Here is a 24,653-nt window from a genome sequence, read left to right on the forward strand (position 1 = left end):
TTAAAAACGTTAAGCATGCCAGTATCTCCTGTTTCAGGCTCTTCGTTTCCCAGCAATTTTCGCGAGGTCGCGCGGCTTTTTGGCAATGTCGCAAACAGGCTGCAATTGCTCCGCACCGCTCTATAGTCTGCCGGCAAAATCATCTCGGAGTCGTGGGCAATGGCAGAGTTTCCGAAAAAGGCGAAGGTCGTCATCGTCGGGCTGGGCGGCATCGTGGGCGCATCGGTCGCCCACCACCTGATCGAACGCGGATGGGACGACATCGTCGGCATCGACAAGTCAGGCATCCCGACCGACATCGGCTCGACAGCGCACGCCTCCGACTTCTGCTATGCGACCAGCCATGACTTCCTGTCGTGCTGGACGACGCTCTACTCCATCGATTTCTACGAGAAGATGGGCCATTACGCCCGCATCGGCGGCCTTGAGGTCGCGCGTGTCGGCGACAACGCCCGCATGGAGGAGATCAAGCGCAAGATCGCCTCAGGAAAGGCTTTTGGCACACGCGCGCGGCTGATCGAGCCGGCCGAGATCAAGGAGAAGTTTCCCCTCATCGAAGAGCACATGGTGCAGGGCGGCCTGTGGGACCCCGATGCCGGTCTCGTCATTCCGCGTTCGCAGACGGTCGCTGGCAAGCTTGTCGACCAGGGTGTCGCCGCCGGCAAACTCCGGGCATTCGCCAATACCTCGGCCAAGTCGCTCGTCATCGACAACGGTCGCATCAAGGGTGTGGTGACCGACCGCGGCACCATCATGGCCGACTATGTCGTGGTTTGCGCCGGCCTTTGGGGCCGTTTGATCGCGGAAATGGCTGGCGAGGACCTGCCGGTCATGCCGGTCGACCATCCGCTGACTTTCTTTGGCCCGTACACGGAATTCGCCGGCACCGGCAAGGAAATCGGCTGGCCGCTGCTGCGCGACCAGGGCAATTCGGCCTATATGCGCGACACCGGCGATCCCAGGACTGCCGAAGGCGGGCAGATCGAGTGGGGCTACTACGAGGAGACCAATCCGCGCCTTTGCCATCCGCGCGAGATCCTCGAAAAGCACGAGGCGCGTCTTTCGCCCTCGCAGCGCGACCTCGACATGGAGCAGATCATCGCCCCGCTTGAGCGAGCGATGGAACTGACGCCGATCCTGGGTGAGCTCGGCTACAACGAAAGCCATTCCTTCAACGGGCTGTTGCAGGTCACCACCGATGGCGGGCCATCGATGGGCGAGAGCCAGAAGGTGCGAGGGCTGTGGTATGCGGTTGCCATCTGGGTCAAGGATGGCCCCGGCATGGGCAAGCTCATTGCCGACTGGATGACCGACGGGCGCACGCCCATCGACCACAACAAGATCGACTATTCCCGCTTCTACCCGCACATGCTGGAAGAGAAGTTCATCGAAGGGCGCTGCGGCGAGGCCGCTCAGAAGGTCTACAACCCGGCTGTTCATCCGCGCGAACCTTACGCGACCGGCCGCGATGTGCGCCGCTCACCCTTCTGGGAGCGCGAGAAGGAACTCGGCGGCTATTTCATGGAGCTTGGCGGCTGGGAGCGCGCCCATGGTTATGCCGCCAACGAGCATCTGCTCGAGAAATACGGCAACCGCATCCCGAAACGTGAAAACGAGTGGGACAACCGCCATTTCTGGCGCGTCTCCAATGCCGAGCACCTCGCCATGAGCGAGGATGTCGGCATGGTGAACCTGTCGCATTTCGCGATCATCGACGTCGAGGGCCCGGACCATGTCGCGCTGATGGAGTGGCTGTGCGCGGCCAAGATCGGCGGCGATGCCAATATCGGCAAGGGCATCTACACCCACTTCCTCGACGATGACGGCATGGTGCGCGCCGACCTGACCGTGATCCGCATGGCCGACCGCTGCCGGGTGATCGACGGCGCCGACGCAGGCCCGCGCGATTTTCGCTACATGCAGCGTACGGCGCAGGATCGCGGCCTGAACGTCACGGTGACAGACCGGACCAGCGAACTGGTCACGCTCGGCGTCTGGGGGCCGAACGCACGGACGACAATTCAGAAGGTGGTCGAGGAACCCGAAGCGCTGACGCCGGAGAACTTCCCGTTCGCGGCATTGCGCGACATCAGGATTGCCGGGAAATCGGTCACGGCTTTCCGCATTTCCTATGTCGGCGAGCAGGGCTGGGAACTGCATATGAAATATGAGGACGCGCTTGCCGTCTGGGACGCGCTGAGGGCGGTCGGCGTCATGCCTTTCGGCGTCGAAACCTATGCCAACACCCGCCGCATGGAAAAGAGCCTGCGGCTTCAGAACGCCGACCTGTTGACCGAATATAATCTGCTGGAGGCCGATCTCGCCCGCCCTAAGGTCAAGGATGCCGATTTCAGCGGCAAGGCCAAGCATGAGGAATACCGGGCGCGGAAAAATCAGCCGGCCATGCTGTGTACACTGGTCATGACCGACAATGTCGATTCAAAGGGCGTCGCCCGCTATCCCGTGGGCATCATGCCGGTGATGGATCCGCAGACCGGCGAGACGCTGGTCGATGAACTCGGCCGCCGGTCGTTCACGACCTCGGTCGCCTATGGCCCGACGATCGGCAAGAATATCGCGCTCGCCTACCTGCCTTGGGCGTATTGCCAGGAAGGCTGCAAGCTAAAGGTCGAATATTTCGGCGAGACCTATCCGGTTGAAGTCGTGGCCATCGGCTACAAGCCGCTCTACGACCCGGAAAACCTCAAGCCGCGGAGCTGACGGCTGCAAACTCACGGCGGCACTTCGCAACATTGTGAATGAAAGACCCGGCTTTCTGGCCGGGTCATTCTTTTGAAGCGGACGTTTCTCGCTTACCCTTCCAAAATGTCTGCCGTGGCCAAAGCTCTTCTTGCAGGCAGCGCCGCGCTGGCGCTGGGCTTTGGGCTGGTGCCTCAATCCGGTGCAGCCGAACAAGTCGATGTCGAACTGGTGCTTGCGGTCGACGTCTCGCTGTCCATGTCGCCCGACGAACTCGAAATCCAGCGCCACGGCTATGCCGCCGCACTTACCCATGAGCGCGTGCTGGAAGCCATCGCCGAAGGTGCCTATGGCAAGATCGCCGTCACCTATGTCGAGTGGGCCGGGACGACTTCGCAGATCGTGGTGGTGCCCTGGACGGTGATTGCCAACCGGGCCGATGCCGAACGGGTCGTAAGCCAGCTCTCGGCCAAGCCGCCCAACAGCGCGCGGCGCACGTCGATCTCCAGCGCGATCGAATTTGGCAGCGACCTGTTTGCCGAAAGCACCTTTCGCGGCACGAAGCGGGTGATCGACATTTCCGGCGATGGACCAAACAACCAGGGGCCGCCGGTCGATATCATCCGCGACGCGGCGGTCGCGCAAGGCATTGTTATCAATGGCTTGCCGCTCATGACCAATGGCGGCTTCGGCAATGCTTACGACGTCGAGGATCTCGACCGCTATTATGCCGATTGCGTCATTGGCGGGCCGGGCGCTTTCATGATTCCGGTCAACGAGTGGTCGCAGTTCCCCGAAGCGATCCGGCGCAAGCTGGTGATGGAACTTGCCGGCCCGGCTTCACGCCAGTGGGCGGCCGAAGAGGCTGCCCATCCGCCTATCGTGCTTGCCCAGGCGCGACCGAAATACGACTGCCTGGCCGGCGAGAAGTTGTGGCGCGATCGATCCTGGCTGTGGGACAGCCGGTAGAGCTGGCGCAATTCACTCTCTGCGATCCGGCCGGATGCCAAATTTTGGCCACGGGGATCGCATCACTACGCCTTCGGGGACGCAGCCTGAGAGGGAAGTGAGAATCATGAAACGTGTTGCAGCTATCGCCGCCTTCGCGTCGGCGCTGATGATCGGCAGCGCCAGCGCCCAGTATTATGACGACGACGTTGCCTGCGAGATGTACGAGCACAATTCCTATCAAGGCCGCGTCCTGCCGATGCGTTCGGACCAGGCAGTCAGCTTTCGCGGCGGCCAGTTCTGGAACGACCGGGTTTCGTCAGTCCGCGTCGCGCGCGGCTGCACGTTGACGGTCTATGAACACACCCAAATGCAGGGCGACTCGCAGGAGCTTCATCGCAACATTCGTGCCCTTGGCGACTGGAACGACCAGATCTCGTCCGCCGAGTGCTATTGCGACGACCAGTGAATGCGATGCCCGACCTCAAGCAGCGATAAGCTGCTTGCGGTCGATGCGCTCCTGCTGCGGCGAGCGGGCATAAAGCTCGCGGTAGCATTTGGAAAAATGCGAGGCCGAGACGAAACCGCAGGCCACCGCCACCTCGACCACCGGCATCGACGACTGGATCAGCAGGTGGCGGGCGCGGTCGAGCCTGATCTCGAGATAATAGCGGGCAGGGGATCGTCCCATCTCGGTGCGGAACAGGCGCTCGATCTGCCGGCGCGACAGGCCGACATGATCGGCGATCTCGATCAGCGACAGCGGCTCCGACAGGTTTGCCTCCATCAGTTCGATGATAGTGAGCACCTTGGAGTTCTGCACGCCGAGGCGCGCGCGCAACGGCAGGCGCTGGCGGTCGGTCGGGCTGCGGACGCGGTCGGTCAGCACCTGTTCGCAGATACGGTTGACGAGATTGTCGTCGAAATCGTCGCCGATCAACTTCAGCATCATGTCGAGTGCCGCCGTGCCGCCGGCGCAGGTGTAGATATTCTGGTCGACCTCGAAGAGGTCGGCATAGACATTGGCCTTGGGGAAGGCTTCGGAGAAGCCGGGCAGGTTTTCCCAATGGATGGCGCAGCGCTTGTTGGACAGCAGGCCGGCATTGGCCAGGACATAGGCGCCGGTGCACAGGCCGCCGACGGCGACGCCGCGATTATATTCCTCGCGCAGCCAGGCGAAGACCGACTTGTTGGCGTAGGTCTCGACATTGATGCCGGTGCAGACAATGACCATCGAGGGTCGTTCCGGCCCCGCCATCTTCTTGCGTTCGTCTTCAAGCGAGGTGTTGACGGCGCATTCGACGCTGTTGGAGGCGCGCACTGGCTTGCCATCGATGCTGGCGAGGCGCCATTTATAGGCCTCGTAGCCGAGCATGCGATTGGCGATGCGTAGCGGGTCGAGAGCGGTCGCAAAGGCAACCATGGTGAAATCGGGGACAAGGAAGAACACAAGCGATCGTTTGATCGGATGTCTGATGGCGTTCAAGGAACCCTCGCGCTGGCCGGAAACGACGCGAACTCGATGTCGCGAATAGCATAGCGTCAACAGCAAATTCCGTTGCTGTCAATGGGGTTGCAGCTGTCGCTAAAATTAAATCTGCGACATGACCATTTGCGGCGGCCATTTTGGGAGCGGAGTTTTAGCCCAAAGGCAAGCCGCCGCCCCGGCCTTGTACCGGCGGGGCGGTCGAGTTCGGTTCAGCGGTAGCGGCGGACTTCAGCCGACGAGCATGCCGAGCCGGTTGGCGGCCATGGCGGCGGTCTGGCCGGGCATCGTCTTGGCGAGGCGCTGGCGCTCCATCGCGGTCGACAGCGAGGTATTGCGGCGAATACCGAACAAGCGGGCGAAAATCTTCATGACACGTCTCCATGCATCGAGGTTACACGGGGTGCCTTCGCGTTCTGGAGTGGGGCAGCTCGTTTGATGATGCGCATATAGTGCGTGGCCGAGGCCCGGCATGCTGCAAATACGAAGTGGTGCACCTTAAAAACGACACGGCTTATAGCGGGCTTCAGCCATTGTGCGGCTGGCAGCCAAATATTCAATCATTACAGACCGTTGGCTTTTGGCGCGTGCGCCATGTATTCATGTGCGAATTGACGTCCAACTGTCGCATGGGTGGGGAGGCGAGGGACCTGCCATAGCTGGCGCGTGCGGCAGGTCCCGTATTCGTCTCAATCACCTTCAGATAGCTTCGCCAGCATGGCCGCGGCGATAGCCGGTCTTGGAATCAAAGGCCTCGGGCCAGCCGATGTCCTTTTGCAGTTCAAGCGGCAGCGAGCTGATCGAGCGTTCGGCATAAAAGCGGGTGCGGGCGGCGTTGAACTGGTTGGCGATGCGCCCGATCGATGAAAGAATGGACATTGCGGCTTCCTTTTCCTGCTGGGCCGGTTCAAGGCCGGCTTGAGGTGCTCGCCCGGTGGCACCGCTGTTTTGACCCTCTCGCGCAATCTCGCGCTTCTGCTTCCGGGCACCTTCGATGCGGGCCTATGGCCGCTGCTTCGATGATGTTGACTATCTCCCATGGATGAGGTTCAATCAATCGAAATGAAATGATGTGTTCGATCAGAAAAATTGAAGGACTGCGGTCATGAACGCGCCACTCAATCATCCGCTGCCGCTGCTCGATCTCGACGTGCTGCGCACCTTTGTGGCGATTGCCGAAACCGGCAGCTTCACCACTGCGGCCAATGCGGTGTTCCGCACGCCCTCCGCGGTGTCGATGCAGATCAAGAAGCTCGAGGACATTCTGGGTCGCTCGGTGTTCTTGCGCGACGCGCGCTCGGTGACGCTGACCACTGACGGCGAGATGTTGCTTGGCTATGCCCGCCGTTTGCTCGCCATCAATCGCGAGGCGGTGTCGAAATTCATCATTCCCGACATTATCGGCGTGGTCCGGCTCGGTTCGCCCGACGATTTTGGCGAACGCGTATTGCCCCATGTGCTCAAGCGTTTTGCCCAGACGCACCCGTCGATCGCCGTCGACGTGATCATCGACCAGAGCAGCAATCTCAGGCGTCGCATGGACGACCGCGCGCTCGACATCACGCTGCTCACCAACGCCTGCAAGGCCAATGCCGCCGGGGCCGAGGTGCTGTTGACCGAACCGATCGTGTGGGCGGGTGCGAGGGGCGGATGCGCCCATATGCGCGAGCCGTTGCCGGTCTCGATCTGGGAAGAGGGCTGCGCCTGGCGGGCAGGAGCGCTCGAAGCACTCGGCCGCGACGGCCGCAACTACCGCGTCGCCTATATGAGCGCGCACACGGCCGGCCAGCGCGCCGCGATCCTGTCCGATCTTGCGGTAGCCCCCTTGCCGAGGTCATTTATCGGCGAGGAACTGGTCGAACTCGGCACCAAGGACGGTATGCCCGAGATCGGCAATTACAGCCTGGCGATGATCGTAGCGCCTGAGGCCAGTGCGCCAGTCAAGGCCGCTGCCGAACACATTCGTGCGGCCTTCGAGACGTTCAACCTGACCGGCAAGTTTTGAGGTTCCGCGCTAGCGCCGCACCGAAATGACCATCGCGCGGTAGGCCTTGGCCATCAGCGATGGCGGCGGGTTCCAGTCGAGGTCGCGCTGGATCTCCGGTGGCAGCGCATTGAGGATGCGGGCGGTCTGGCGGGCGCGTCGCGCCTGCTTGTAGCGGGCGCCGATGCGGCCAAGATCGTCGAAGAGAGGCATCTGGCCCTCCGTCAGTTGCGGGGTGCCTTGGGTTTGTGGGTTCAGTCAGCGCGCGGCGCCCACATCAGGGTCGCACGCATGCGCCGGTCGGTCGCGGCCGACCGGCCGGCGCTGCGTCGGCGAAAGCTCAAAAGGCGGACCTTTTCGGCGAAGGTCATGCGCAATGCGCTTTCTGCCTGGCGAACTCGATCACGTTTGTTGCCGGAGCCAATGGACCGACCGGCCAGCCGAGTTCGATCTGGATATCGAGGGGCAGCTTGTTGATCAGCAGCGCCACGCGGCCATATTTGTGGAGTTGACCTGAGGTGCCCGTCTCATGCGAAGCAGGTCCGTCGATCCAGCCGAGTTCGACCTGCAGCTCGTGCGGCAAGCCATTCATCATTTTTTCGATGCGGCTGTCGCGGCAGGCATGCCGCAGCACGGCACCGAACTGGTGAAACTCTCCAATGATGGACATGGTCGTCTCCTCAGGAGTAACGGGCCGGCAGCGCCACGCGAGACTGGATGCGCCGCCGGCCAGGCAAAAGTTTACGCTCGTTTCTGTTTCAGTTTGATATCGCTTAAGCGTCTTTCTGTTTCAGATGGCGTGCGATCTTGAAACATTCGCTGCAGTCAGCGGTCAGGCGTCATGAGGGTTGAGATCATCTGATGTCTCCTTCCGTGGTCCGGCGCCGGCCAGCCAATGTCCTTCTGGATCTCGGGCGGCAGCCTGTTGAGCATGCGTTCCGACCGTGACGCGCGGCGCGCCTTCTGGATAGCCGCACCATAGCGGCCAATCGTGCTGATGATCGACATTGTCGTCTCCTGTTCGTCCCACAGCGCCGCGTGTCCCTTGGGACGGGCCTTGTGGTGCTTTGAATCGGTGCTTGATCCTGTCCAAAAATCTGTCCTGATTTTCGAGGTCATGCACGGCTGCCGATGCGGAGGCGAACCTCCAGCGACGGCTGACAAGCGGAAACTAGTTCGGGATTGTTTCGTATCGATTTCGCTTGAGTCGCGATTCGCGGCGAAATGGTTGCGTAACGGAAACACACCCGATACGGGCATTGTAACACAAAAGCGCTTCGGCGAGGCACGGAATGCCTCGCCGAAGCGTCAGTTCTGCAATGGTCCGGGTTAGTCGCGGGAGCGGCGCGCGGCGCGTTCCTCGCGCGAACGGCGGCGAGGGGAGCCGTCGGCGGGATCACCATCACCGCTGGTTGCCTTGCGCGGCGGCAGCTTGACCGCTGCCGACAGTTTCGGGAACGGGTCGACCTTGTTGGGCAGCGCCATGGCGTCGATAAACAGCTGCTGGAAATGCGGTTCGAGTGCCGTCTCGATCTTTTCGATCCGGCCGACTTCCTTTTCGATCTCGCGGCGGTGGTTGCGGTTGAGCAGTGCCATCAGTGCGCCGGTGCCGGCAGCATTGCCGACCGCCTTGACCTCGTCGAGATCGCAATCGGGGATCAGGCCGAGCACCATCGCGTATTTCGGATCGATGAACGAACCGAAGGCGCCGGCGAAGCGGATGGTATCGACAGTTTCCACGCCCTGCTTTTCCATCAGGAGCTTCACGCCGGCATAAAGGGCTGCCTTGGCAAGCTGGATGGCGCGCACGTCGTTTTGGGTGACCGTGATGCGCGGCTCGCCCTGGCGGCCTTCGCGCAGCAGATAAGAGAAGGTGCGGCCGTTCTGGATAATGCGCGGGCTCTTCTCCATCAGCGCACCGTCGATGACACCGTCTTCGGTGATGATGCCGGAGAGATACATCTCGGCCACGACCTCGATGATGGCCGAGCCGCAAATGCCGGTGACGCCGGTGGTCCAGGAGGCTTCGTCGAAACCGTCTTCATCGGACCATTTGTCGGTGCCGATGACCCGGTATTTCGGCTCCAGCGTTTCGGGATCGATACGCACGCGCTCGATGGCCCCCGGTGCCGCGCGCTGGCCCGAGGAGATTTCAGCACCTTCGAAGGCCGGGCCGGTGGGCGAGGACGCGGCGACGACCCGGTTCTTGTTGCCCAAAATGATCTCGGCATTGGTGCCGACATCGACAAGCAGCATCATCTTGTCCTGGCGATAGGGTCCCTCGGACAGCGTGGCGCCTGCTGCATCGGCGCCGACATGGCCGGCGATGCAGGGCAGCGTGTAGAGACGCGCGCCGCGACTGACCTCGATGCCGATCTCATGCGCCCAGAATTGTAGCGCGCCGGATACGGCAAGCGCGAACGGTGCCTGGCCAAGTTCGGTCGGGTCGATGCCGAGGAACAGATGGTGCATGATCGGGTTGGCGACAAAGACGCAGTCGAAGATGTCTTCCCGGTTGGCCTGGCCCTCTTCGCAGACCTTGCCAATGAGCCCGTTGACGGCCTCACGCACGGCCTTGGTCATCGCCTCGCGGCCATCGGGGTTCATCATGACGTAGGACACACGGCTCATCAGATCCTCGCCAAAGCGGATCTGCGGGTTCGACGTTCCCGAGGACGCGGCAATGCGGCCCGATAGCAGCGACACCAGATGCATGGCGATCGTAGTCGAGCCGATGTCGCAAGCGATGCCGTAGGCCTCGTTCTTCAGCCCGGGATAGAGCCCGATGATGAAGGGGCGCGAGGAATCCATGTCGCGGTGGATGGCGGCGGTGACGCCCCAATTGCCCTTGCGCAGGATACCCTGCACCTGTGGGATGAGATGCGGGGCGATCAGCAGGTCCTTCCAGCCCCAGTCCTTTTCCAGCATCACCTTGAGGCGGTCCAGATCGCCGAGCGGCTTGTGCATGTCAGGCTCGTCGACCTCGACATAGCAGAGCTGCACTGCGGCGTTGCGCTCGATAACGCGGTCGGTGGCAGCCTTGCGAATGGTCTGGGCGTTGATCACCGTGTCCTGAGGCACGTCGATGACGAGATCGCCCTGGATGGTCGCCGAACAGGAAAGGCGGCGCCCCTCGGGCAGGCCGCGCACGCGCTCATAGCGCTCTTCCTTGGCCCCTTTGGGCGAGATGTGGTCGTTGGACGAGACGATCTTGTGCTTGGCGAAATTGCCTTCCTGCACCTCGATCTGGCAGCGCCCGCAGGTGGCGCGTCCGCCGCACACGCTTTCGACATAGACGCCGAGATGGCGCGCCGCATCGAGCACAGGTGTTCCCACCGGAAACCGCCCGCGCTTGCCCGACGGCATGAACAGGACCAGCGGATCGGTGATGTTGGCGGGAGAGTTCATGGCATGCTGCTTTCCGAAATACATTCGGCGCCAGTGCTCGACGGCGCCCCCCTCTTTCCTGCCGGACATCTCCCCCTCAAGGGGGGAGATTGGACTTCGCAGATGCCCCGCTTCAGTCGCCGACGCTTCAGGAGAAGCGACGGCATGGCGGCCGGCTGATCTCCCCCCTTGAGGGGGAGATGTCCGGCAGGAAAGAGGGGGGCAACATAAGGCACAATCTTATCCGATCATCCCCTCGACATACGGGCTTCTCGGCCACCACGGCGGCGACCGCCATTGCCATCTCCAGGCGCGTTGACCGCGACCGGAGCCGCCACGGCGTGGCCGCCCTCTGAAGGCTTGTAGTCCTTGTAGGTCTTGATCCAGTTGGTGCAGTTGGCGTCGGTGCCGTTGAGCACGTTGGCGGCGCGGACCGCTTCCATTTCCTGCGGGCGCACAGGGTTCATGATCGCCGAGGTCATGCCAGCGCCGATGACCATCGGAATGAAGCCGGCATTGATGCCGTGGCGGTGGGGCAAGCCGAAAGAGATGTTGGACAACCCGCAGGTGGTGTTGACCTTGAGTTCCTCGCGCAAGCGGCGCAGCAGCGCAAAGACCTGGCGGCCGGCGTCGCCGAGTGCGCCGATCGGCATCACCAGCGGGTCGACGACGACGTCATGAGCGGGAATGCCGAAATCGGCGCAGCGCTCGACGATCTTCTTGGCGACGGCGAAGCGGACGTCCGGGTCCATCGAAATGCCGGTCTCGTCATTGGAGATGGCAACGACCGGCACGTTGTATTTCTTGATCAACGGCAGGATGGCCTCGAGCTTTTCTTCCTCGCCGGTGACGGAATTGACCAGCGGGCGGCCCTTGGCGACTTTCAGTGCGGCCTCGATCGCAGCCGACACCGAGCTGTCGATGGCGAGCGGCAGATCGACAAGGCCCTGCACGATCTCCAGCGTCTGCACCAAAAGGCCCGGCTCGGTCTCGTTCGGGTTGACCGAGGTGACGCCGGCATTGATGTCGAGCATGGTGGCGCCGCAGGCAGCCTGCTCCAGCGCGTCGCGGATGACCGTCTCGAAATTGCCGGCGATCATCTCGGCGGCCAGCTTCTTGCGGCCGGTCGGATTGATGCGCTCGCCGATGACGCAGAAAGGCTGGTCGAAACCGATGACGATTTCGCGGGTCGCCGAGGCGACGATGGTGCGGGTCATGAATCCTCCGTAGGATATAAAGATTTCTTTATATCGTTGTCTGGTTTCGTTCAAGCGCGGCGGCCGCGCCTGGCTGTCAGTGCGCGGTCTTCACCATGTCGACCTGCGATTCGGTGACGTCGTCATGCAAAATGTGCTCAAGCCGCTCGGCGACACGCTGGTCGTCGGCACGGGCCTCGCGCTTCCATGGCCGGCGGCCTTTCAGCACGCCCGATTCATCGACGATTTCGGCGACATATTCCTCCTGCCGGTAGGCCATCACATGGACGCCCGATACGCCGGCAATCTCCTTGACCTCGTTGATGATGTCGATGCAGAGCTGCTTGCCTTCCTTCTTCTGATCCTGGGCGCCTTCCAGGCGCGCGATGATCGAGTCCGGGATGTGGATGCCCGGCACGTTGGCGCGGATCCATTTGGCGGTCTTGGCCGAAGCCAGCGGTCCGACACCGACCAGGATGAAGCATTTTTCGTCGTAGCCGAGATCGCGCACGCGGCTCATGAAGGTGCGGAACATCGGCACGTCGAAGCAGTACTGGCTCTGGATGAACTGCGCGCCGGCGGCGATCTTCTTGCCCATATGGACGGGCCTGAAGTCATAGGGCGGAGCAAAAGGATTGACCGCGGCACCAAGGAAAAGCTGTGGCGGCGTGGTCAGTTTGCGGCCGGACAGGAATTTTCCATTGTCGCGCATGATGCGGATGGTTTCGAGCAACGACATCGAGTCGAGGTCGAACACCGGCTTCGCGCCGGGCTGGTCGCCAGCCTGCACACCGTCGCCGGTGAGGCAAAGGATGTTGGCGACACCCATGGCGGCGGCACCGAGCACGTCGCCCTGGATGGCGATGCGGTTCTTGTCGCGACAGGCGATCTGCATGATCGGCGCATAACCCATGCGGGTGAGCAGAGCACAGATGCCGACGGACGACATGTGGCAGTTGGCGCCCGAGGCGTCGACAGCATTGATGCCATCGACCCAGCCGTCGAAGATCTTGGCGCGGTTGTAGACGTCTTCCGGATCGGCGCTGTCGGGCGGGTTCAGCTCGGTGGTGACGGCGAATTCGCCTCGACGCAGCACGCGCTCCAGGCGACCGCGCGACGAATGGCCGGGCAGGCGATCGAGCGGCAGGTCGATGCCATCAGGATGTTCGTCGGGCTGGCGCGGGCGCGGCGGGGTCATGCGACTTCCTTGGCTGAGGTTTCGCGTGTGGCTGCCGCTTGCGCCGTCACCCGGAGCCAGGCCGAGGTTTCGCGCAGCGACTGGTCGACCGGCTTCTGGACGTTGAGGATGGCGTCGCCCTTGACCATGTTGCGCGAGCCTTCCCAGGCCTTGACCCAGACGCAGGGCATATCCGGCTCGACCTCGCAATTGCCATTGGCGCGCACACCGCCGCATGGGCCGTTGCGCAGCTGCTTGGGGCAGTTCATCGGACACGACATGCCGGTGGACGACAGCACGCACTGGCCGCACATGCGGCAGTCGAACATCAGGCCCTTGACGCGTTTTTCGACAAACTTGATTGGGGCCTCGACGCGGCCATAGCCGATCTTCTTCCACAGCGGGTGCAGCAGCAGGAAGATGTCGGCGAACCTGCTGTAGAACCATTCGAGCAGGCGCGAATGACGTATCGACCATAGCCGCACGGTATAGCTGCGCTGGACACGGCGTTGCGGCGACACGTCGGCTGGCTTGTAGTCGCTTTTGGGCGCGGCCTTCTTGACCAAAGTCGCCTGGGTTACCGTCGGCTGGGTATCATCCATCCTTGCCGCCTGCCTTGACGAGAGCGACCAGCCGCTCGCGTGTGAAGTTCGTATCGATCTCGGCCATCGCCTTGTCGGCCTCGGCTTCAAGGTCGTCGCTGACCGGAACCGGCTCGGCCTTGCGCCAATCCGCCAGATAGGCGTCGGTGTCGCCGGCGCCTGTTCGCATGGCGCACATGTCGATCGCTTCGGTGAAACGCAGCGGCAATTCACGCTTGGCGTTCTGCCGGCCCTTCTTGACGATGACCTGTGCAGGGATGTCGCGCCAGTAGACGATGATCAGGTCGGCCATTTCGGTCTCGCTTTCAGTCACGTTGAGCTTTGCCGCAACCATGCGGATGCTGCTTGTTATGGGACGACGCGCGCGCATTCAAAAGCGACGCGGCGTGGTGTCGCAAAAGATAGATGTGGGATAGTGGTGTCGGGGCCTACCAGACGCCGCGACGGATGCCTGTCCAAAGGTACTGCCAGATGGTCGGATGGTACCATTGCCGGGAGGGCAGTCCGGTGTCGACCGGCGTCAGCCGACCGGCGAGCGCGTCTTCGATGGCCCTGGCGCAAATGTCGCGCGAAAACGCGGCCTGGCGCATGGCGTAGCTGGCGATGGTGTCGCCTTTGCCGGGTTTGCCCCTGGACTGATACAGCACCGATCCGGTGTCGACGCCGGTATCGACCAGATGCACCGTCGAGCCGAAATTCGCGCGGTCGCCTGTTGCAAGCGCCCAGTAACCGCCGTTCATGCCGCGATATTTCGGATTGATGCCGGAATGATAGTTGATGACCGGGCAGGGGACGGCGGCGAGCGTTTTGGCTGACAAGAGCCGGCAGCTGGCGAGAAACACCACGGCCGGCTCAAGCTTGCGGACTGTCTCGACGAGTTCAGGGCCATTTGCCGAAGAAACCGAAACGATTTCCTGGCCGGTACGCGGTCTGGTTTCCAGCTTTTCCTCGGCAATGAGGCGTTCGACACTGCCATGCATGAAGCGCTTTGTGAGGCGGATCAGCACCATGGTGCCCAATTGGCCGGCGACGGAGACCCAGCCGAGCTTTTTGGCGCGGTGCATCAGCAATTGGCGTTTGGAATAGGGTGTTTCGAGAACGACCGATATCGGCCCGAAGCGATCGGTCAGGCTGTTGATGATGGCCCAGATATGTTCGCCGCCCTCGGTGACGAAGACGATCGGACTGCGCTCCATCCAGTCTACCCCAGCCAGGCGAGGAAGGCGTGTGTGGCAAAACCAGCACCGCCCACGACAATGCCAACGACAGCTAGCGAGGCCATGCCGACGACACTGCCCACAGCAAAGAGGATGCCGTCGCGTTCAGACAACGCCAAACCCAGCAAAGCCGTTGCGAAGGCCGGCAGCCAGTTGCCGAACGGGATCGGCAGCGTGATCGAGACCGACAAGATGAGTGCGATGATGCCGATCACCCGGTCGCCGCGTTTGCGCCAGAACGGCCAGTAGCGTGGCCGCACCACTTCTTCGAGACGGATGAGCCGGGGGATGACCCAGTCGGTGACGGTGCGGAACTGCTCGGCTGAAAGCGAGCGCTGCGTGATGAAACTGGGCAGCCAGGCGCGATTGCTGCCGAAGGCCATCTGTGCTGCCACGATCAAGAGAGGCAGGCCAAGCACGGCCGAAGCACCTGGGGGCAGCGGCAGCATGTTGAAAGCGGCAAACAGCACGAGCAGCGGCGCGAAGCTGCGCTTGCCCAGCGTGTCGCGGATGTCGCCGATGGAGATACTGCCTTTGGCGTCACGGGCGAGCTGGGCGAATATTGCCGAAAGGCGCCTGCCACGCCGACGCTGCGGCGCTGCGTCGATCTTGCTCGCGTCGGGTTCGTTGTCTTGCCTTTGCATCCAGCCTTTAGCCCACTTGCGGCGCGTCTTCATACGCGCCTGACCCCATCGCAGTGTGCGACGGCCAGGTTAATCCTTGATGACCCCGGAAGGTCCGAATGTGATGTCGCTTGGTGCCGAATGCAATCTCAGCGGCGGAATTCGATGATGTCCAGCTTGGATTCGTATTTGGGTGCTGGAAATTCGATACGCCATTCCGCGGGGCCGGTACGGAAGGTGTAGCCGATCTGGTCGGTTTCGGGGCCGCTGCCATAGGTTTTCGGCTTGCTACCGGCGATGAAGCCGGAGCCGAGATAGATCGAACGTTTTTCGCTATCGTCGTAGAAACGGCCCTTGGTGCGCTGGGAGCCGGTCAGCTTTTCCAGCTGCCAACCCGAACCGTCGTCGGAGACCTTGCACTTGAACCAGCCGTAGACGACGAGGTCGCTGATACCGCCGGCCTTGATGGTGCGGCACTGCCAGTTGCCGGCCATGTTGAAGTCAGGCACGGAAAGCAGCGGCTTGGCGAGCATCTGGTCAAGTGTGGCGACATCGGCTGCGGCACCCGCCTTGGCCGCCTGCAGTGCTTCCTTGCGCGTGGTCTCGTATTTTTCGAGGCGCGCCTTGTCGGCTGGCGTCATCAGTTTCTGCACCACGCCGTCGGCATGGGCGAAACCTGCTGATACAGTGAAAACCGCAGCAAGCATCAGTTTGCGAAAAGCCATGATGATCTCCCCAACCGCCCGAATCTCGGAAGAGGACTCAGGCGCTTGGATGATCTGCCGCAGCGGCGGTGGCATTGGCAAGAGCCTGGGGCAGGTCGCCATAGCCGGTGGCGCGGCGCTCGTAGACGAGGCCGAGCATCTTAGCCGCATCTTCCGCCACCTTGTCCAAGGCAGGATCGTTTGTCTGGGCGAGATAGATCAGCTTTTCGTAGTTGCCGAAATAGTCGGTCACAAGTTCCGGATGCCGGTCGAGGCCGAGTGGCTTGATGAAGAAGGCTTCGAACTGACGGCACAGGAAGTCGGTCATGTAAAACGACATCATGTCGGCGTCGCTGACTTCAGCATAAGCAGCAGCGCCCTGGTAAAAGGCAAAGCAGTGCGGCCCGGCCATACGCTCGACACCGTGTTTTTCGCAAACGCGGTCGAGCAAGCCGCCGGTGCCGCAATCGGCGTAGCCGACATAGATGTGCCGGTAACCTTGCGCCTTTGCTTCGGTGATCGCCTTGTCCATGGCGGGCGCGATGCGATCGGGATGGAAATGGAAGTCAGCCGGCAAGCAGGTCAGTTCGAGGTGATCAAGCCCCAGCTGTTGCTTTACCGCCAGTACTTCGCGCGCAATCATGCCACAGCCGATGACCAGCAATTTCTCGCTTGGACTGTGTTTTTGCTTTTGCTGCGCGGTCATGGAACCAGTTTAGCCGGTTTTCGTTCCTGATGGGCAAATATTGCAAACATCATGAGGGAGACGTCGTCCATGAAACTGTCACGCCTTGCACCAATCGCCGCTATCGCCTGCGTGCTTGCACTTTCGGCCTGTGCCAATACCGTTCGTGGCGTCGGCAGGGATGTCAAAGGCACGGCCCACGCCGTTGAAGAGACGGTTCGGCGATAAGCCAGATCCATAGGCTCCGACAAAAAAAGCCGTGCTGCGAGGCACGGCTTTTTCTGTTCAGGCTGAGGCGCGCAGATTGTGCTTGCGCTTCATGTAATCCTTGGCCGTCTCGACAGCCACCGCCGCATCGCGGCAGTAAGCGTCGGCACCCACGGCCTTGCCGAATTCCTCGTTGAGCGGGGCGCCGCCGACGAGCACGACAAAGTCGTCGCGGATGCCCTTTTCCTTCATCGTGTCGATGACAACCTTCATGTAGGGCATGGTCGTCGTCAGAAGCGCCGACATGCCGATGATGTCGGGCTGGTGTTCCTCGATCGCCGCCAGGTATTTTTCGACGGGATTGTTGATGCCAAGGTCGATGACGTCGAAGCCGGCACCTTCCATCATCATGCCGACGAGGTTCTTGCCGATGTCATGGATGTCGCCCTTGACAGTGCCGATCACCATCTTGCCCTGCTTGGGCGCGCCGGTGGCGGCGAGCAGCGGGCGCAGGATGAACATGCCGGCCTTCATGGCGTTGGCGGAAAGCAGCACCTCGGGAACGAACAGGATGCCGTCGCGGAAATCCTCGCCGACGATGCGCATGCCCTCGACCAGCGCCTCGGTCAGCACCTTGTAAGGCACCCAGCCGCGCTCGAGCAGGATGTTGGTGCCTTCCTCGATCTCTTCCTTGAGCCCGTCATAAAGGTCGTCGTGCATCTGCTGCACGAGTTCGTCGTCGGAAAGCTCGGACAGGATGATTTCGTCGTCGGACATCTTTGGAGGCTCCCTCATGCAGCGCCGAAATTCAGCGTGCGGCTACTGCGCTATACCTAGCTTGCAAGTGCTCCAAATCCATAGCTGATTTGCGACCTCCTGCAAAACGAAAGCGACTGATAACTTGCCGACCTGCTTGTCGATTTTGCGACAGGCGTTGGCGCTGGCAAGCCGTTTCGCCTAGGGTGCATGATTACGATCCGACGAGGTGCTGCGACATGCGGCCAAACGTGTTTCAGGGATGACGGCGATGACAGAAAACCTCGTGACCGATCAGGAAGCGTCGAACGCGCGGCGCGGGCGTGGTGCAAGCGGCGGAGCCGCAGCGCGGCGCGCGGCGCGTTCGGGTGGCGGGCCCGGCACCCAGCTCACCTACATCAAGCGCCAGATCAACGTTTATGAGGTCCTCAACGAAGAGGGGCTGGCGATCATCGAGAAGAACGCCGACACGGTGCTCGAGGAGATCGGCATCGAGTTTCGCGACGACGCCGAAGCACTGCAGCTGTGGAAAGAGGCCGGCTGCGACGTCAAGGGCGAGCGAGTGCACTTCCCCAAGGGCCTGTGCCGCTCGCTGCTCAAGACCGCACCTTCCATCTACACCCAACACGCCCGCAACTCCGAGCGCTCGGTGCAGATCGGCGGCAACGCCACCGTCTTTGCCCCGGTTTATGGTCCGCCCTTCGTGCGCGACCTCGACGGCAATCGCCGTTACGCGACGATCGAGGATTTCCGCAATTTCGTGAAGCTCGCCTATATGGCGCCGTCGATCCACCATTCGGGCGGCACTGTGTGCGAGCCTGTCGACGTGCCGGTGAACAAGCGCCACCTCGACATGATCTATTCCCACATCAAATATTCCGACAAGCCGTTCATGGGCTCGGTGACCGCGCCCGAACGCGCGGAAGACACGATCGCCATGGCCAAGATCGTCTTCGGCGACGATTTCGTCGAAAACAACACTGTCTTGACCAGCCTGATCAACGCCAACTCGCCGATGGTCTTCGACGAGACCATGCTGGGCGCGCTCAAGGTCTATGCGCGCCACAACCAGGCTTGCATCGTCACGCCGTTCATCCTTGCCGGCGCGATGAGCCCGGTGACGGTTGCCGGCACGCTGACCCAGGTGCTGGCCGAAGTGCTGGCCGGCGCTTCCTTCACGCAGCTGATCCGTCCGGGCGCGCCGGTTCTGTTTGGCACCTTCGCCTCGTCGATCTCGATGCAGTCGGGCGCGCCGACATTCGGCACGCCGGAGCCGTCGCTGGTGTCTTACGGTGCCGCCCAGCTGGCGCGTCGGCTTGGCCTGCCGTTCCGCACCGGCGGTTCGCTCTGCGCCTCCAAGGTTCCGGACGCCCAGGCCGCCTATGAAAGCGCCAACACGCTCAACTCGACCATTCTCGCCGGCACCAATTTCGTGCTGCACTCGGCTGGCTGGCTCGAAGGCGGTCTCGCCTCCTGCTACGAAAAATTCATGATGGACATCGATCAGCTCGGCATGACGCAGCGGTTTTCCGAAGGCGTCGACCTGTCGGAAAACGGCCAGGCGATGGATGCCATCCGCCAGGTCGGGCCCGGCAGCCATTATCTCGGCTGCGATCATACGCAGGCCAATTTCCAGACGGCATTCTACCGCTCCAGCATCGCCGACAACAATTCCTACGAGCAATGGCTGGCCGAGGGCCAGAAGACAGCACCGCAGCGTGCCAACGAACTCGCCCGCCGCTGGCTCGAAAGCTACGAGGCGCCGTATCTCGACCCGGGCATCGATGACGGTCTCAAGGACTTCATTGCCGCCAAGAAGGCGTCGATGCCCGACGCCTTCACGTGAAAGGAGCCCGATTCAGGCGGGGCTAAAGTCGCCAACATCATTCACAAGGAAGTCTGGCGGAGCGCATTCTCCGATCCGGGCAAGAGGTGATTGACTTGTTTTTCAACGTAACGCCGCCCCTCATCCCCCTGCCGGGACCTTCTCCCCGTGAACGGGGAGAAGGGGATTGGCCGCGACGCCTCCGCTTCTCCTTCTCCCCGTCACTATACGGGGAGAAGGTCCCGGCAGGGGGATGAGGGGCAGTGCATGCTTCTCAACAATATACCGATGAAATCGCTGCGGCCCTGGCCACCCATGGCCTCATCCCGCGTGGCGGGTTCAACTTCGACGCCTCAGAACCAGCCCCGTCCGGTCTCTCTGGCGTCCCCGCCAAATCGGTCCTTTTGGTCGGTCAGGCCGGGGCAGCACCTTGGCCGCATTTCCTGCGCTGGCGCGAGCGCCAGCCGGACGATCTGAAAAATCCGCTCGATACATGGTCGCGCGAGATCATCGGCGCGGTGGCGGCAGAGTTCGGAGCTCGCGCCGTGTCGCCTTCGGACAAGCCTTATCTGCCGTTTCAGCAATGGGCGATGCGTGCTGAGGGGCTGAGGCCGTCGCCGCTCGGCATTCTCATTCACCCGGAATACGGGCTGTGGCATGCCTATCGTGGGGCGCTGTTGTTTGATGTTGAGATTCCGATTCAGATACCTCGCGAACAGATTCACCTTTGCGATCTATGTGACGGAAAACCTTGCCTGAAATCCTGTCCGGTCGACGCTTATTCTTCCGCCGGTTTCGCCTATCAGGACTGCCTCGGCCATGTGCGCGGGGCACATGGCGGGCCCTGCCGAACCGGCGGCTGTCTCGACCGCAACGCTTGTCCGTTCGGCACCGTCTATCGCTATCCAGCCGAGGTGCAGGCCTTTCACATGGCAAGCTTTGCCGCACTCGGCTGATCGCACCGGATCGAGGCCACCACCGCGCGACTGGTATCGTACACGCCGTTTCTCTGTCCTAATTCGTTCCATTGACGGCAGACGGTCACGGGCTTATTGCCAAAGTCATCTGATGACTTGATGAATTGGCCAATGCAGCCCGCCATCCGAACCAATCTTGCCGATAGTGCCGCCGATAGCCTGCGCGCCGAAATCGTCAGCGGCCGCTGGGCCGTGGCCGAGCGCATTCCCAATGAAGCCGCACTCAGCGATCTCTTGTCGGTCAGCCGTGGCACTGTGCGCGAGGCGGTAAGGATGCTTGTCTCGCAAGGGTTGCTGGACACACGCCAGGGCTCGGGCACCTATGTGCGCTCCGCCGTCGACCCTTCGGCAGCACTCGACCGGGTCAAGCGCGCCGGCCTGCGCGATCAGTGGGAAGCACGCGCCGCACTCGACGTCGAAGCGGCACGCCTTGCTGCCCTGCGACACACGCCGGCCGATCTCGCTCGCATGGGTGAACTGCTCGCTGCGCGCGGTACGGTCGCGGATGGCGGCAGCGAGGCTTTCATCCGCCGCGACATCGCCTTCCACAAATCGATCGTCGCAGCGTCCGGCAACCGGGCGATGATGGAGATCTACGACTTCTTCACCGCTGCCATCACTGAAACCATCCACGCAACCCTTGGTGGCGATCTGCCCGAACCGTCCCATCAGGCCCATGCCGCCATCGTCGACGCCATCGCCGCCAGCGACCCCGACGGTGCCGTCTCGGCCGTGCGCGCTTTCATGGCGCCGGTGCTTTTCGAACTCGAACGACTGCTTGCTCAATGAACCAGACTTTTCGTCAGCCAGAGGCACTCACCGGTCTTGATGACCAACTCATCGATGCTGAGGCGGACAGCCTGCCCAAGCCGCAGCCACCGGTGCTGCGCAGCCGTGCTGCCCAGATCGTGCTTGGTGCAAGCCTCGTGCTGATTGCCTTCAACCTCAGGCCGCTGTTTTCCAGCCTGTCGGTGCTGTTGCCCGAGGTGATGCAGCAAACTGGACTTTCGACGATAGGCGCGAGCCTGCTGACGACGTTGCCCGTATTGTGCCTGGGGCTGTTTGCGCCGTTCGCGCCGAAACTGGCCCAACGCTACGGTGCCGAACGCACCCTGCTTGGCGCGCTCGCCTTGCTTGCGCTGGGGACAGGGCTGCGCTGGTTCGGCTCGGTTCCGCTGCTGTTCGTCGCCACCTTCCTTGCGGGTGCGGCCATTGCCATCGGCAACGTGCTGCTGCCGGGACTGGTGAAGCGAGATTTTGCCGACAAGGCCGCGATGATGACAGGGCTGTACACCATGGCCTTGTGCGCCGGCTCGGCGGCCGCTGCCGGCCTCACGCTGCCGATCGAACATCTGCTCACCGGCTCGTGGTCGGGGGCGCTTGCTGCCTGGGCGGTGCCGGCGCTGGTCGTGCTGATGATCTGGACGCCGCAGGCGCTCGGTAGTCGGCGGCAGGCAAGCCACAGTGGCTTTCGCGTTGTCGGCCTGTGGCGGGATCGCCTGGCCTGGCAGGTGACGTTGTTCATGGGGCTGCAGTCGGCGCTTGCCTATTGCGTCTTCGGCTGGCTGGCGCCGATCCTGCGCGAGCGCGGGTTCGATGCCGCCACCGCGGGCGCCATCGTTTCTGTGTCGGTCATGGCGCAGGTGGTGACCTGCCTTGCTGTGCCGTCCTTTGCCGTGCGCCGCAAGGACCAGCGCGGCGTCAATGTAACGCTCGCCGCGGCTGCGGTGATTGCGTTGCTCGGCATCCTGTTTGCGCCGACATCGACAGTGCTGTTCTGGGCGATCCTGCAAGGCATCGGGCAGGGTGGTCTGATCGCGGCTGCGATGACGCTGATCGTGCTGCGTTCGCCGGATTCGCATGTCGCCGCGCATCTGTCGGGCATGGCGCAAGGCGTCGGCTATGTGCTTGCCGCAACCGGGCCGCTTTTGGTGGGCCTGATCCGCAGCTGGACTGGCAGCTTTTCGGCCTCCGCCTTCCTGTTCGTGGCGCTCGGCATTGGCGTTACCGTCATGGGCCTGGGCGCAGGGCGCGCGCTGCATGTCGGCGCCAGGACGGTCCGGATCCAGGATTGATCTCACAACGGTGACGTTGCGACAGGCGGTAAAGTCACTATGTTCTCCGCAACTGCAACGGAGACAGTTCATGACCACGGCAACCAAGCGCGACATCACCATCACGACTGCTGACGGCGTTGCCAAGGCCGGGCTGTTCCGATCCTCGACCAAGGCACGTTCGGGCGTCATCCTCTACATGGATGCGTTCGGGCCACGCGCGGCACTCGACCTGATGGCAGAGCGGCTTGCCGGCGAGGGCTATGCCGTTCTGGTGCCCGACCTGTTTTATCGCAGCGGCGCTTACGGACCATTCGACGCCAAGACCGCCTTTGGCGAGGAAAAGACCCGCGCGGAACTGCGCGCTCTGATTGGCGCAACGACGCAAGAAATGACCATGCGTGACACCGGCGCTTTCCTTGACGCGCTTAAGGCCGAGGGCATCACCGGCCCCGTCGGCACCGTCGGCTACTGCATGGGCGGCGGCCGTGCGCTCAATGCGGCAGCGGCCCATCCCGGCCGCATCGTTGCGGCGGCAAGCTTTCACGGTGGCAATCTGGCGAGCGATGCGCCCGACAGCCCGCACCGGCAGGCAGCGAAGCTCAAGGCGCGTGTCTATGTCGGCACGGCTGGCGTCGACGGCAGCTTTCCCCCCGAACAGTCGGCACTCCTGGCCGAAAGTCTACGCGCAGCCGGTGTCGACCACATCCTCGAAAACTACGTCGGCATGGGCCATGGCTGGTGTGTTTCCGATCATAGCGTCTACGACGCGGCAGGCGCCGAACGCCACTGGAAGCGGCTGACGACGTTTTTTGCTGAAACGCTGGCGTAACTTCCAACTTTGCCATCCCGACAGGTTCGGTTATCAGGCACGGGAACAGCTTTGACCGACCAACAGGGTTCGCGCGCCAACAAGGCGCTGGCGATCCAGCGGGAATATTCCGAAATGCAGTCCTTTGATGTCGTGGTGATCGGCGCCGGTGCCGCGGGCATGATGTGCGCGGTTGAAGCCGGCAAGCGTGGCCGCTCGGTGCTGATCATCGATCATGCTGCGGCACCCGGCGAAAAGATCCGCATTTCCGGCGGCGGGCGCTGCAATTTCACCAATATTCATGCCAGCCCGAAGAACTTTCTCTCTGAGAACCCGCATTTCTGCATCTCGGCGCTGAGCCGCTATACGCAGCGCAATTTCATCGCGCTCGTCGAGCGCTACGGCATCGCCTATCATGAGAAGACGCTTGGCCAGCTGTTCTGCGATGGTTCGGCACGCCAGATCATCGACATGATGGTCGAGGAGATGCAGGCCAATGGCGTTGAACTGCGCCTGTCGACCACGGTGGAGGAGGTCAGCAAGACCGCTGACGGGTTCGAGCTGTTTATCTCCGGCAGCCGGGTTGCGTGCACGTCGCTGGTGGTGGCGTGCGGCGGCAAGTCGATACCCAAGATGGGCGCGACCGGCTTTGGCTATGAGCTTGCAGCGCAGTTCGGGCTGCCGGTGGTCGAGACCCGCCCGGCACTGGTACCGCTGACTTTCGATGCCAATACCTTGCAGAAGCTGGCGCCGCTTTCCGGTATCGCGGTCGATGCCGACGTCGCTTGCGGTAAGACCAAATTCTCCGAGGCCATGCTGTTCACCCACCGTGGCATCAGCGGCCCGTCGATCCTGCAGATTTCGTCCTATTGGCGCGAGGGCGACGAGATCGCGATCTCGATGCTGCCGGGGACCGACGTCGCCGGTCTGCTGCGTGAAGCCAAGCACGCCAATGGACGGCAGGCGGTGCAAACGGCACTCGCCACGCATTTGCCGAAGAAGCTGGCGCAAGCGATCGCCGAGCGCACCGGCTTTGACGGCAATCTCGCCGATTTGTCCGATGCGCAGCTCAAGACCGTCGATGCGGCGGTCAACGCCTGGCGCATCAAGCCGGCAGGCTCGGAAGGTTATCGCACGGCGGAAGTGACGCTTGGCGGCGTCGACACCAAGGGGCTGGATCAAAAGACGATGCAGGCCAAAGCCGTCCCCGGCCTGTTTTTCATCGGCGAGGTCGTCGATGTCACCGGCTGGCTGGGTGGCTACAATTTCCAGTGGGCCTGGTCGTCGGGCTGGGCTGCCGGGCAGGCGGTCTAG

The 24,653-nt window shown here is 62.3% G+C and carries 27 protein-coding genes; 11 read left to right on the forward strand and 16 right to left on the reverse strand.

Annotation, left to right across the window (positions count from 1 at the left end):
• Positions 1-159: 159 nt before the first annotated feature.
• From AC1RTB_RS22265 to AC1RTB_RS22275, 3 genes are all read left to right on the forward strand, one after another.
• The gene (locus AC1RTB_RS22265) at positions 160-2,721 is read left to right on the forward strand and encodes a GcvT family protein (protein WP_492881041.1); all 2,562 of its coding nucleotides are present in this window, start codon (positions 160-162) and stop codon (positions 2,719-2,721) included.
• A gap of 105 nt (positions 2,722-2,826) precedes the next feature.
• Positions 2,827-3,669: a DUF1194 domain-containing protein gene (locus tag AC1RTB_RS22270; protein ID WP_492881042.1), complete on the forward strand. Its 843-nt coding sequence runs from the start codon at positions 2,827-2,829 to the stop codon at positions 3,667-3,669.
• Between the two features lie 106 nt (positions 3,670-3,775).
• On the forward strand, positions 3,776-4,117 hold the full coding sequence (locus AC1RTB_RS22275) for a peptidase inhibitor family I36 protein (RefSeq protein ID WP_492881043.1): 342 nt from the start codon (positions 3,776-3,778) through the stop codon (positions 4,115-4,117).
• Positions 4,118-4,132: 15 nt separating this feature from the next.
• Here AC1RTB_RS22275 and AC1RTB_RS22280 read toward each other — a convergent pair whose 3' ends face one another.
• From AC1RTB_RS22280 to AC1RTB_RS22290, 3 genes are all read right to left on the reverse strand, one after another.
• Positions 4,133-5,071, reverse strand: coding sequence for a GlxA family transcriptional regulator (locus AC1RTB_RS22280; protein WP_492881173.1), 939 nt, complete (start codon positions 5,069-5,071; stop codon positions 4,133-4,135).
• Positions 5,072-5,365: 294 nt separating this feature from the next.
• On the reverse strand, positions 5,366-5,506 hold the full coding sequence (locus tag AC1RTB_RS22285; RefSeq protein ID WP_492881044.1) for a hypothetical protein: 141 nt from the start codon (positions 5,504-5,506) through the stop codon (positions 5,366-5,368).
• A 327-nt stretch (positions 5,507-5,833) separates the two neighbouring features.
• The gene (locus AC1RTB_RS22290; protein ID WP_492881045.1) at positions 5,834-6,013 is read right to left on the reverse strand and encodes a hypothetical protein; all 180 of its coding nucleotides are present in this window, start codon (positions 6,011-6,013) and stop codon (positions 5,834-5,836) included.
• A gap of 226 nt (positions 6,014-6,239) precedes the next feature.
• Here AC1RTB_RS22290 and AC1RTB_RS22295 point away from each other — a divergent pair, with 226 nt between their 5' ends.
• Positions 6,240-7,139: a LysR substrate-binding domain-containing protein gene (locus AC1RTB_RS22295; protein ID WP_492881046.1), complete on the forward strand. Its 900-nt coding sequence runs from the start codon at positions 6,240-6,242 to the stop codon at positions 7,137-7,139.
• Between the two features lie 9 nt (positions 7,140-7,148).
• Here AC1RTB_RS22295 and AC1RTB_RS22300 read toward each other — a convergent pair whose 3' ends face one another.
• The 12 genes from AC1RTB_RS22300 to AC1RTB_RS22355 form a co-directional block, all read right to left on the reverse strand.
• On the reverse strand, positions 7,149-7,331 hold the full coding sequence (locus AC1RTB_RS22300) for a hypothetical protein (protein ID WP_492881047.1): 183 nt from the start codon (positions 7,329-7,331) through the stop codon (positions 7,149-7,151).
• 154 nt (positions 7,332-7,485) lie between these two features.
• Positions 7,486-7,788 carry a hypothetical protein gene (locus AC1RTB_RS22305; protein WP_492881048.1) on the reverse strand — a complete coding sequence of 101 codons (303 nt, stop codon included), beginning with the start codon at positions 7,786-7,788 and terminating at the stop codon, positions 7,486-7,488.
• A 155-nt stretch (positions 7,789-7,943) separates the two neighbouring features.
• A complete protein-coding gene (locus AC1RTB_RS22310; protein WP_492881049.1) occupies positions 7,944-8,126 on the reverse strand; it encodes a hypothetical protein in 183 nt (60 codons plus the stop codon).
• Between the two features lie 321 nt (positions 8,127-8,447).
• The gene (locus tag AC1RTB_RS22315; protein WP_492881050.1) at positions 8,448-10,526 is read right to left on the reverse strand and encodes an ASKHA domain-containing protein; all 2,079 of its coding nucleotides are present in this window, start codon (positions 10,524-10,526) and stop codon (positions 8,448-8,450) included.
• Between the two features lie 227 nt (positions 10,527-10,753).
• Complete coding sequence (locus tag AC1RTB_RS22320) at positions 10,754-11,722, reverse strand: methyltetrahydrofolate cobalamin methyltransferase (RefSeq protein WP_492881051.1); 969 nt, start codon at positions 11,720-11,722, stop codon at positions 10,754-10,756.
• 76 nt (positions 11,723-11,798) lie between these two features.
• Positions 11,799-12,899 (reverse strand): methylenetetrahydrofolate reductase, encoded by a 1,101-nt coding sequence (locus AC1RTB_RS22325; protein WP_492881052.1) that lies wholly within the window; start codon positions 12,897-12,899, stop codon positions 11,799-11,801.
• Positions 12,896-13,480 carry a methylenetetrahydrofolate reductase C-terminal domain-containing protein gene (locus AC1RTB_RS22330; protein WP_492881053.1) on the reverse strand — a complete coding sequence of 195 codons (585 nt, stop codon included), beginning with the start codon at positions 13,478-13,480 and terminating at the stop codon, positions 12,896-12,898. The genes AC1RTB_RS22325 and AC1RTB_RS22330 overlap by 4 nt, the downstream gene beginning before the upstream one ends.
• On the reverse strand, positions 13,473-13,772 hold the full coding sequence (locus tag AC1RTB_RS22335; RefSeq protein ID WP_492881174.1) for a virulence factor: 300 nt from the start codon (positions 13,770-13,772) through the stop codon (positions 13,473-13,475). The genes AC1RTB_RS22330 and AC1RTB_RS22335 overlap by 8 nt, the downstream gene beginning before the upstream one ends.
• 136 nt (positions 13,773-13,908) lie before the next feature.
• Complete coding sequence (locus tag AC1RTB_RS22340) at positions 13,909-14,676, reverse strand: formyl transferase (RefSeq protein ID WP_492881054.1); 768 nt, start codon at positions 14,674-14,676, stop codon at positions 13,909-13,911.
• A 5-nt stretch (positions 14,677-14,681) separates the two neighbouring features.
• A complete protein-coding gene (locus AC1RTB_RS22345; protein WP_492881055.1) occupies positions 14,682-15,341 on the reverse strand; it encodes an exopolysaccharide biosynthesis protein in 660 nt (219 codons plus the stop codon).
• Between the two features lie 128 nt (positions 15,342-15,469).
• Positions 15,470-16,045, reverse strand: coding sequence for a DUF4893 domain-containing protein (locus AC1RTB_RS22350; protein ID WP_492881056.1), 576 nt, complete (start codon positions 16,043-16,045; stop codon positions 15,470-15,472).
• Positions 16,046-16,082: 37 nt separating this feature from the next.
• Positions 16,083-16,730, reverse strand: coding sequence for a DUF1638 domain-containing protein (locus AC1RTB_RS22355; RefSeq protein ID WP_492881057.1), 648 nt, complete (start codon positions 16,728-16,730; stop codon positions 16,083-16,085).
• Positions 16,731-16,799: 69 nt separating this feature from the next.
• Between AC1RTB_RS22355 and AC1RTB_RS22360 the strand changes: the two genes are divergently transcribed.
• On the forward strand, positions 16,800-16,937 hold the full coding sequence (locus AC1RTB_RS22360) for an entericidin EcnAB (protein WP_492881058.1): 138 nt from the start codon (positions 16,800-16,802) through the stop codon (positions 16,935-16,937).
• 57 nt (positions 16,938-16,994) lie between these two features.
• Here AC1RTB_RS22360 and AC1RTB_RS22365 read toward each other — a convergent pair whose 3' ends face one another.
• Positions 16,995-17,693, reverse strand: a complete 699-nt coding sequence (locus tag AC1RTB_RS22365; protein ID WP_476786156.1) for a corrinoid protein — start codon at positions 17,691-17,693, stop codon at positions 16,995-16,997.
• A gap of 250 nt (positions 17,694-17,943) precedes the next feature.
• Between AC1RTB_RS22365 and AC1RTB_RS22370 the strand changes: the two genes are divergently transcribed.
• The 6 genes from AC1RTB_RS22370 (at position 17,944) to AC1RTB_RS22395 (ending at position 24,653) form a co-directional block, all read left to right on the forward strand.
• A complete protein-coding gene (locus AC1RTB_RS22370; protein ID WP_492881059.1) occupies positions 17,944-19,518 on the forward strand; it encodes a trimethylamine methyltransferase family protein in 1,575 nt (524 codons plus the stop codon).
• A 242-nt stretch (positions 19,519-19,760) separates the two neighbouring features.
• A complete protein-coding gene (locus AC1RTB_RS22375) occupies positions 19,761-20,453 on the forward strand; it encodes a hypothetical protein (RefSeq protein WP_492881060.1) in 693 nt (230 codons plus the stop codon).
• 132 nt (positions 20,454-20,585) lie between these two features.
• Complete coding sequence (locus tag AC1RTB_RS22380) at positions 20,586-21,263, forward strand: FadR/GntR family transcriptional regulator (protein WP_492881061.1); 678 nt, start codon at positions 20,586-20,588, stop codon at positions 21,261-21,263.
• Positions 21,260-22,549, forward strand: coding sequence for a CynX/NimT family MFS transporter (locus AC1RTB_RS22385; RefSeq protein WP_492881062.1), 1,290 nt, complete (start codon positions 21,260-21,262; stop codon positions 22,547-22,549). Before AC1RTB_RS22380 ends, AC1RTB_RS22385 begins: the two co-directional genes overlap by 4 nt.
• Positions 22,550-22,619: 70 nt before the next feature.
• Complete coding sequence (locus AC1RTB_RS22390) at positions 22,620-23,360, forward strand: dienelactone hydrolase family protein (protein WP_492881063.1); 741 nt, start codon at positions 22,620-22,622, stop codon at positions 23,358-23,360.
• A gap of 114 nt (positions 23,361-23,474) precedes the next feature.
• The gene (locus AC1RTB_RS22395; protein WP_492881175.1) at positions 23,475-24,653 is read left to right on the forward strand and encodes a BaiN/RdsA family NAD(P)/FAD-dependent oxidoreductase; all 1,179 of its coding nucleotides are present in this window, start codon (positions 23,475-23,477) and stop codon (positions 24,651-24,653) included.

The sequence above is a fragment of the Aminobacter sp. GW821-FHT11F06 genome (genome assembly GCF_058808215.1).

Coding starts and splice junctions, on each gene's coding strand:
- AC1RTB_RS22300 (WP_492881047.1), bottom strand. CDS start 7,331: ATGCCTCTCTTCGACGATCTTGGCCGCATCGGCGCCCGCTACAAGCAG.
- AC1RTB_RS22365 (WP_476786156.1), bottom strand. CDS start 17,693: ATGTCCGACGACGAAATCATCCTGTCCGAGCTTTCCGACGACGAACTC.
- AC1RTB_RS22270 (WP_492881042.1), top strand. CDS start 2,827: ATGTCTGCCGTGGCCAAAGCTCTTCTTGCAGGCAGCGCCGCGCTGGCG.
- AC1RTB_RS22325 (WP_492881052.1), bottom strand. CDS start 12,899: ATGACCCCGCCGCGCCCGCGCCAGCCCGACGAACATCCTGATGGCATC.
- AC1RTB_RS22380 (WP_492881061.1), top strand. CDS start 20,586: ATGCAGCCCGCCATCCGAACCAATCTTGCCGATAGTGCCGCCGATAGC.
- AC1RTB_RS22395 (WP_492881175.1), top strand. CDS start 23,475: ATGCAGTCCTTTGATGTCGTGGTGATCGGCGCCGGTGCCGCGGGCATG.
- AC1RTB_RS22315 (WP_492881050.1), bottom strand. CDS start 10,526: ATGAACTCTCCCGCCAACATCACCGATCCGCTGGTCCTGTTCATGCCG.
- AC1RTB_RS22385 (WP_492881062.1), top strand. CDS start 21,260: ATGAACCAGACTTTTCGTCAGCCAGAGGCACTCACCGGTCTTGATGAC.
- AC1RTB_RS22275 (WP_492881043.1), top strand. CDS start 3,776: ATGAAACGTGTTGCAGCTATCGCCGCCTTCGCGTCGGCGCTGATGATC.
- AC1RTB_RS22370 (WP_492881059.1), top strand. CDS start 17,944: ATGACAGAAAACCTCGTGACCGATCAGGAAGCGTCGAACGCGCGGCGC.
- AC1RTB_RS22280 (WP_492881173.1), bottom strand. CDS start 5,071: ATGGTTGCCTTTGCGACCGCTCTCGACCCGCTACGCATCGCCAATCGC.
- AC1RTB_RS22320 (WP_492881051.1), bottom strand. CDS start 11,722: ATGACCCGCACCATCGTCGCCTCGGCGACCCGCGAAATCGTCATCGGT.
- AC1RTB_RS22340 (WP_492881054.1), bottom strand. CDS start 14,676: ATGGAGCGCAGTCCGATCGTCTTCGTCACCGAGGGCGGCGAACATATC.
- AC1RTB_RS22310 (WP_492881049.1), bottom strand. CDS start 8,126: ATGTCGATCATCAGCACGATTGGCCGCTATGGTGCGGCTATCCAGAAG.
- AC1RTB_RS22295 (WP_492881046.1), top strand. CDS start 6,240: ATGAACGCGCCACTCAATCATCCGCTGCCGCTGCTCGATCTCGACGTG.
- AC1RTB_RS22355 (WP_492881057.1), bottom strand. CDS start 16,730: ATGACCGCGCAGCAAAAGCAAAAACACAGTCCAAGCGAGAAATTGCTG.
- AC1RTB_RS22345 (WP_492881055.1), bottom strand. CDS start 15,341: ATGCAAAGGCAAGACAACGAACCCGACGCGAGCAAGATCGACGCAGCG.
- AC1RTB_RS22360 (WP_492881058.1), top strand. CDS start 16,800: ATGAAACTGTCACGCCTTGCACCAATCGCCGCTATCGCCTGCGTGCTT.
- AC1RTB_RS22390 (WP_492881063.1), top strand. CDS start 22,620: ATGACCACGGCAACCAAGCGCGACATCACCATCACGACTGCTGACGGC.
- AC1RTB_RS22305 (WP_492881048.1), bottom strand. CDS start 7,788: ATGTCCATCATTGGAGAGTTTCACCAGTTCGGTGCCGTGCTGCGGCAT.
- AC1RTB_RS22335 (WP_492881174.1), bottom strand. CDS start 13,772: ATGGCCGACCTGATCATCGTCTACTGGCGCGACATCCCTGCACAGGTC.
- AC1RTB_RS22350 (WP_492881056.1), bottom strand. CDS start 16,045: ATGGCTTTTCGCAAACTGATGCTTGCTGCGGTTTTCACTGTATCAGCA.
- AC1RTB_RS22290 (WP_492881045.1), bottom strand. CDS start 6,013: ATGTCCATTCTTTCATCGATCGGGCGCATCGCCAACCAGTTCAACGCC.
- AC1RTB_RS22285 (WP_492881044.1), bottom strand. CDS start 5,506: ATGAAGATTTTCGCCCGCTTGTTCGGTATTCGCCGCAATACCTCGCTG.
- AC1RTB_RS22330 (WP_492881053.1), bottom strand. CDS start 13,480: ATGGATGATACCCAGCCGACGGTAACCCAGGCGACTTTGGTCAAGAAG.
- AC1RTB_RS22265 (WP_492881041.1), top strand. CDS start 160: ATGGCAGAGTTTCCGAAAAAGGCGAAGGTCGTCATCGTCGGGCTGGGC.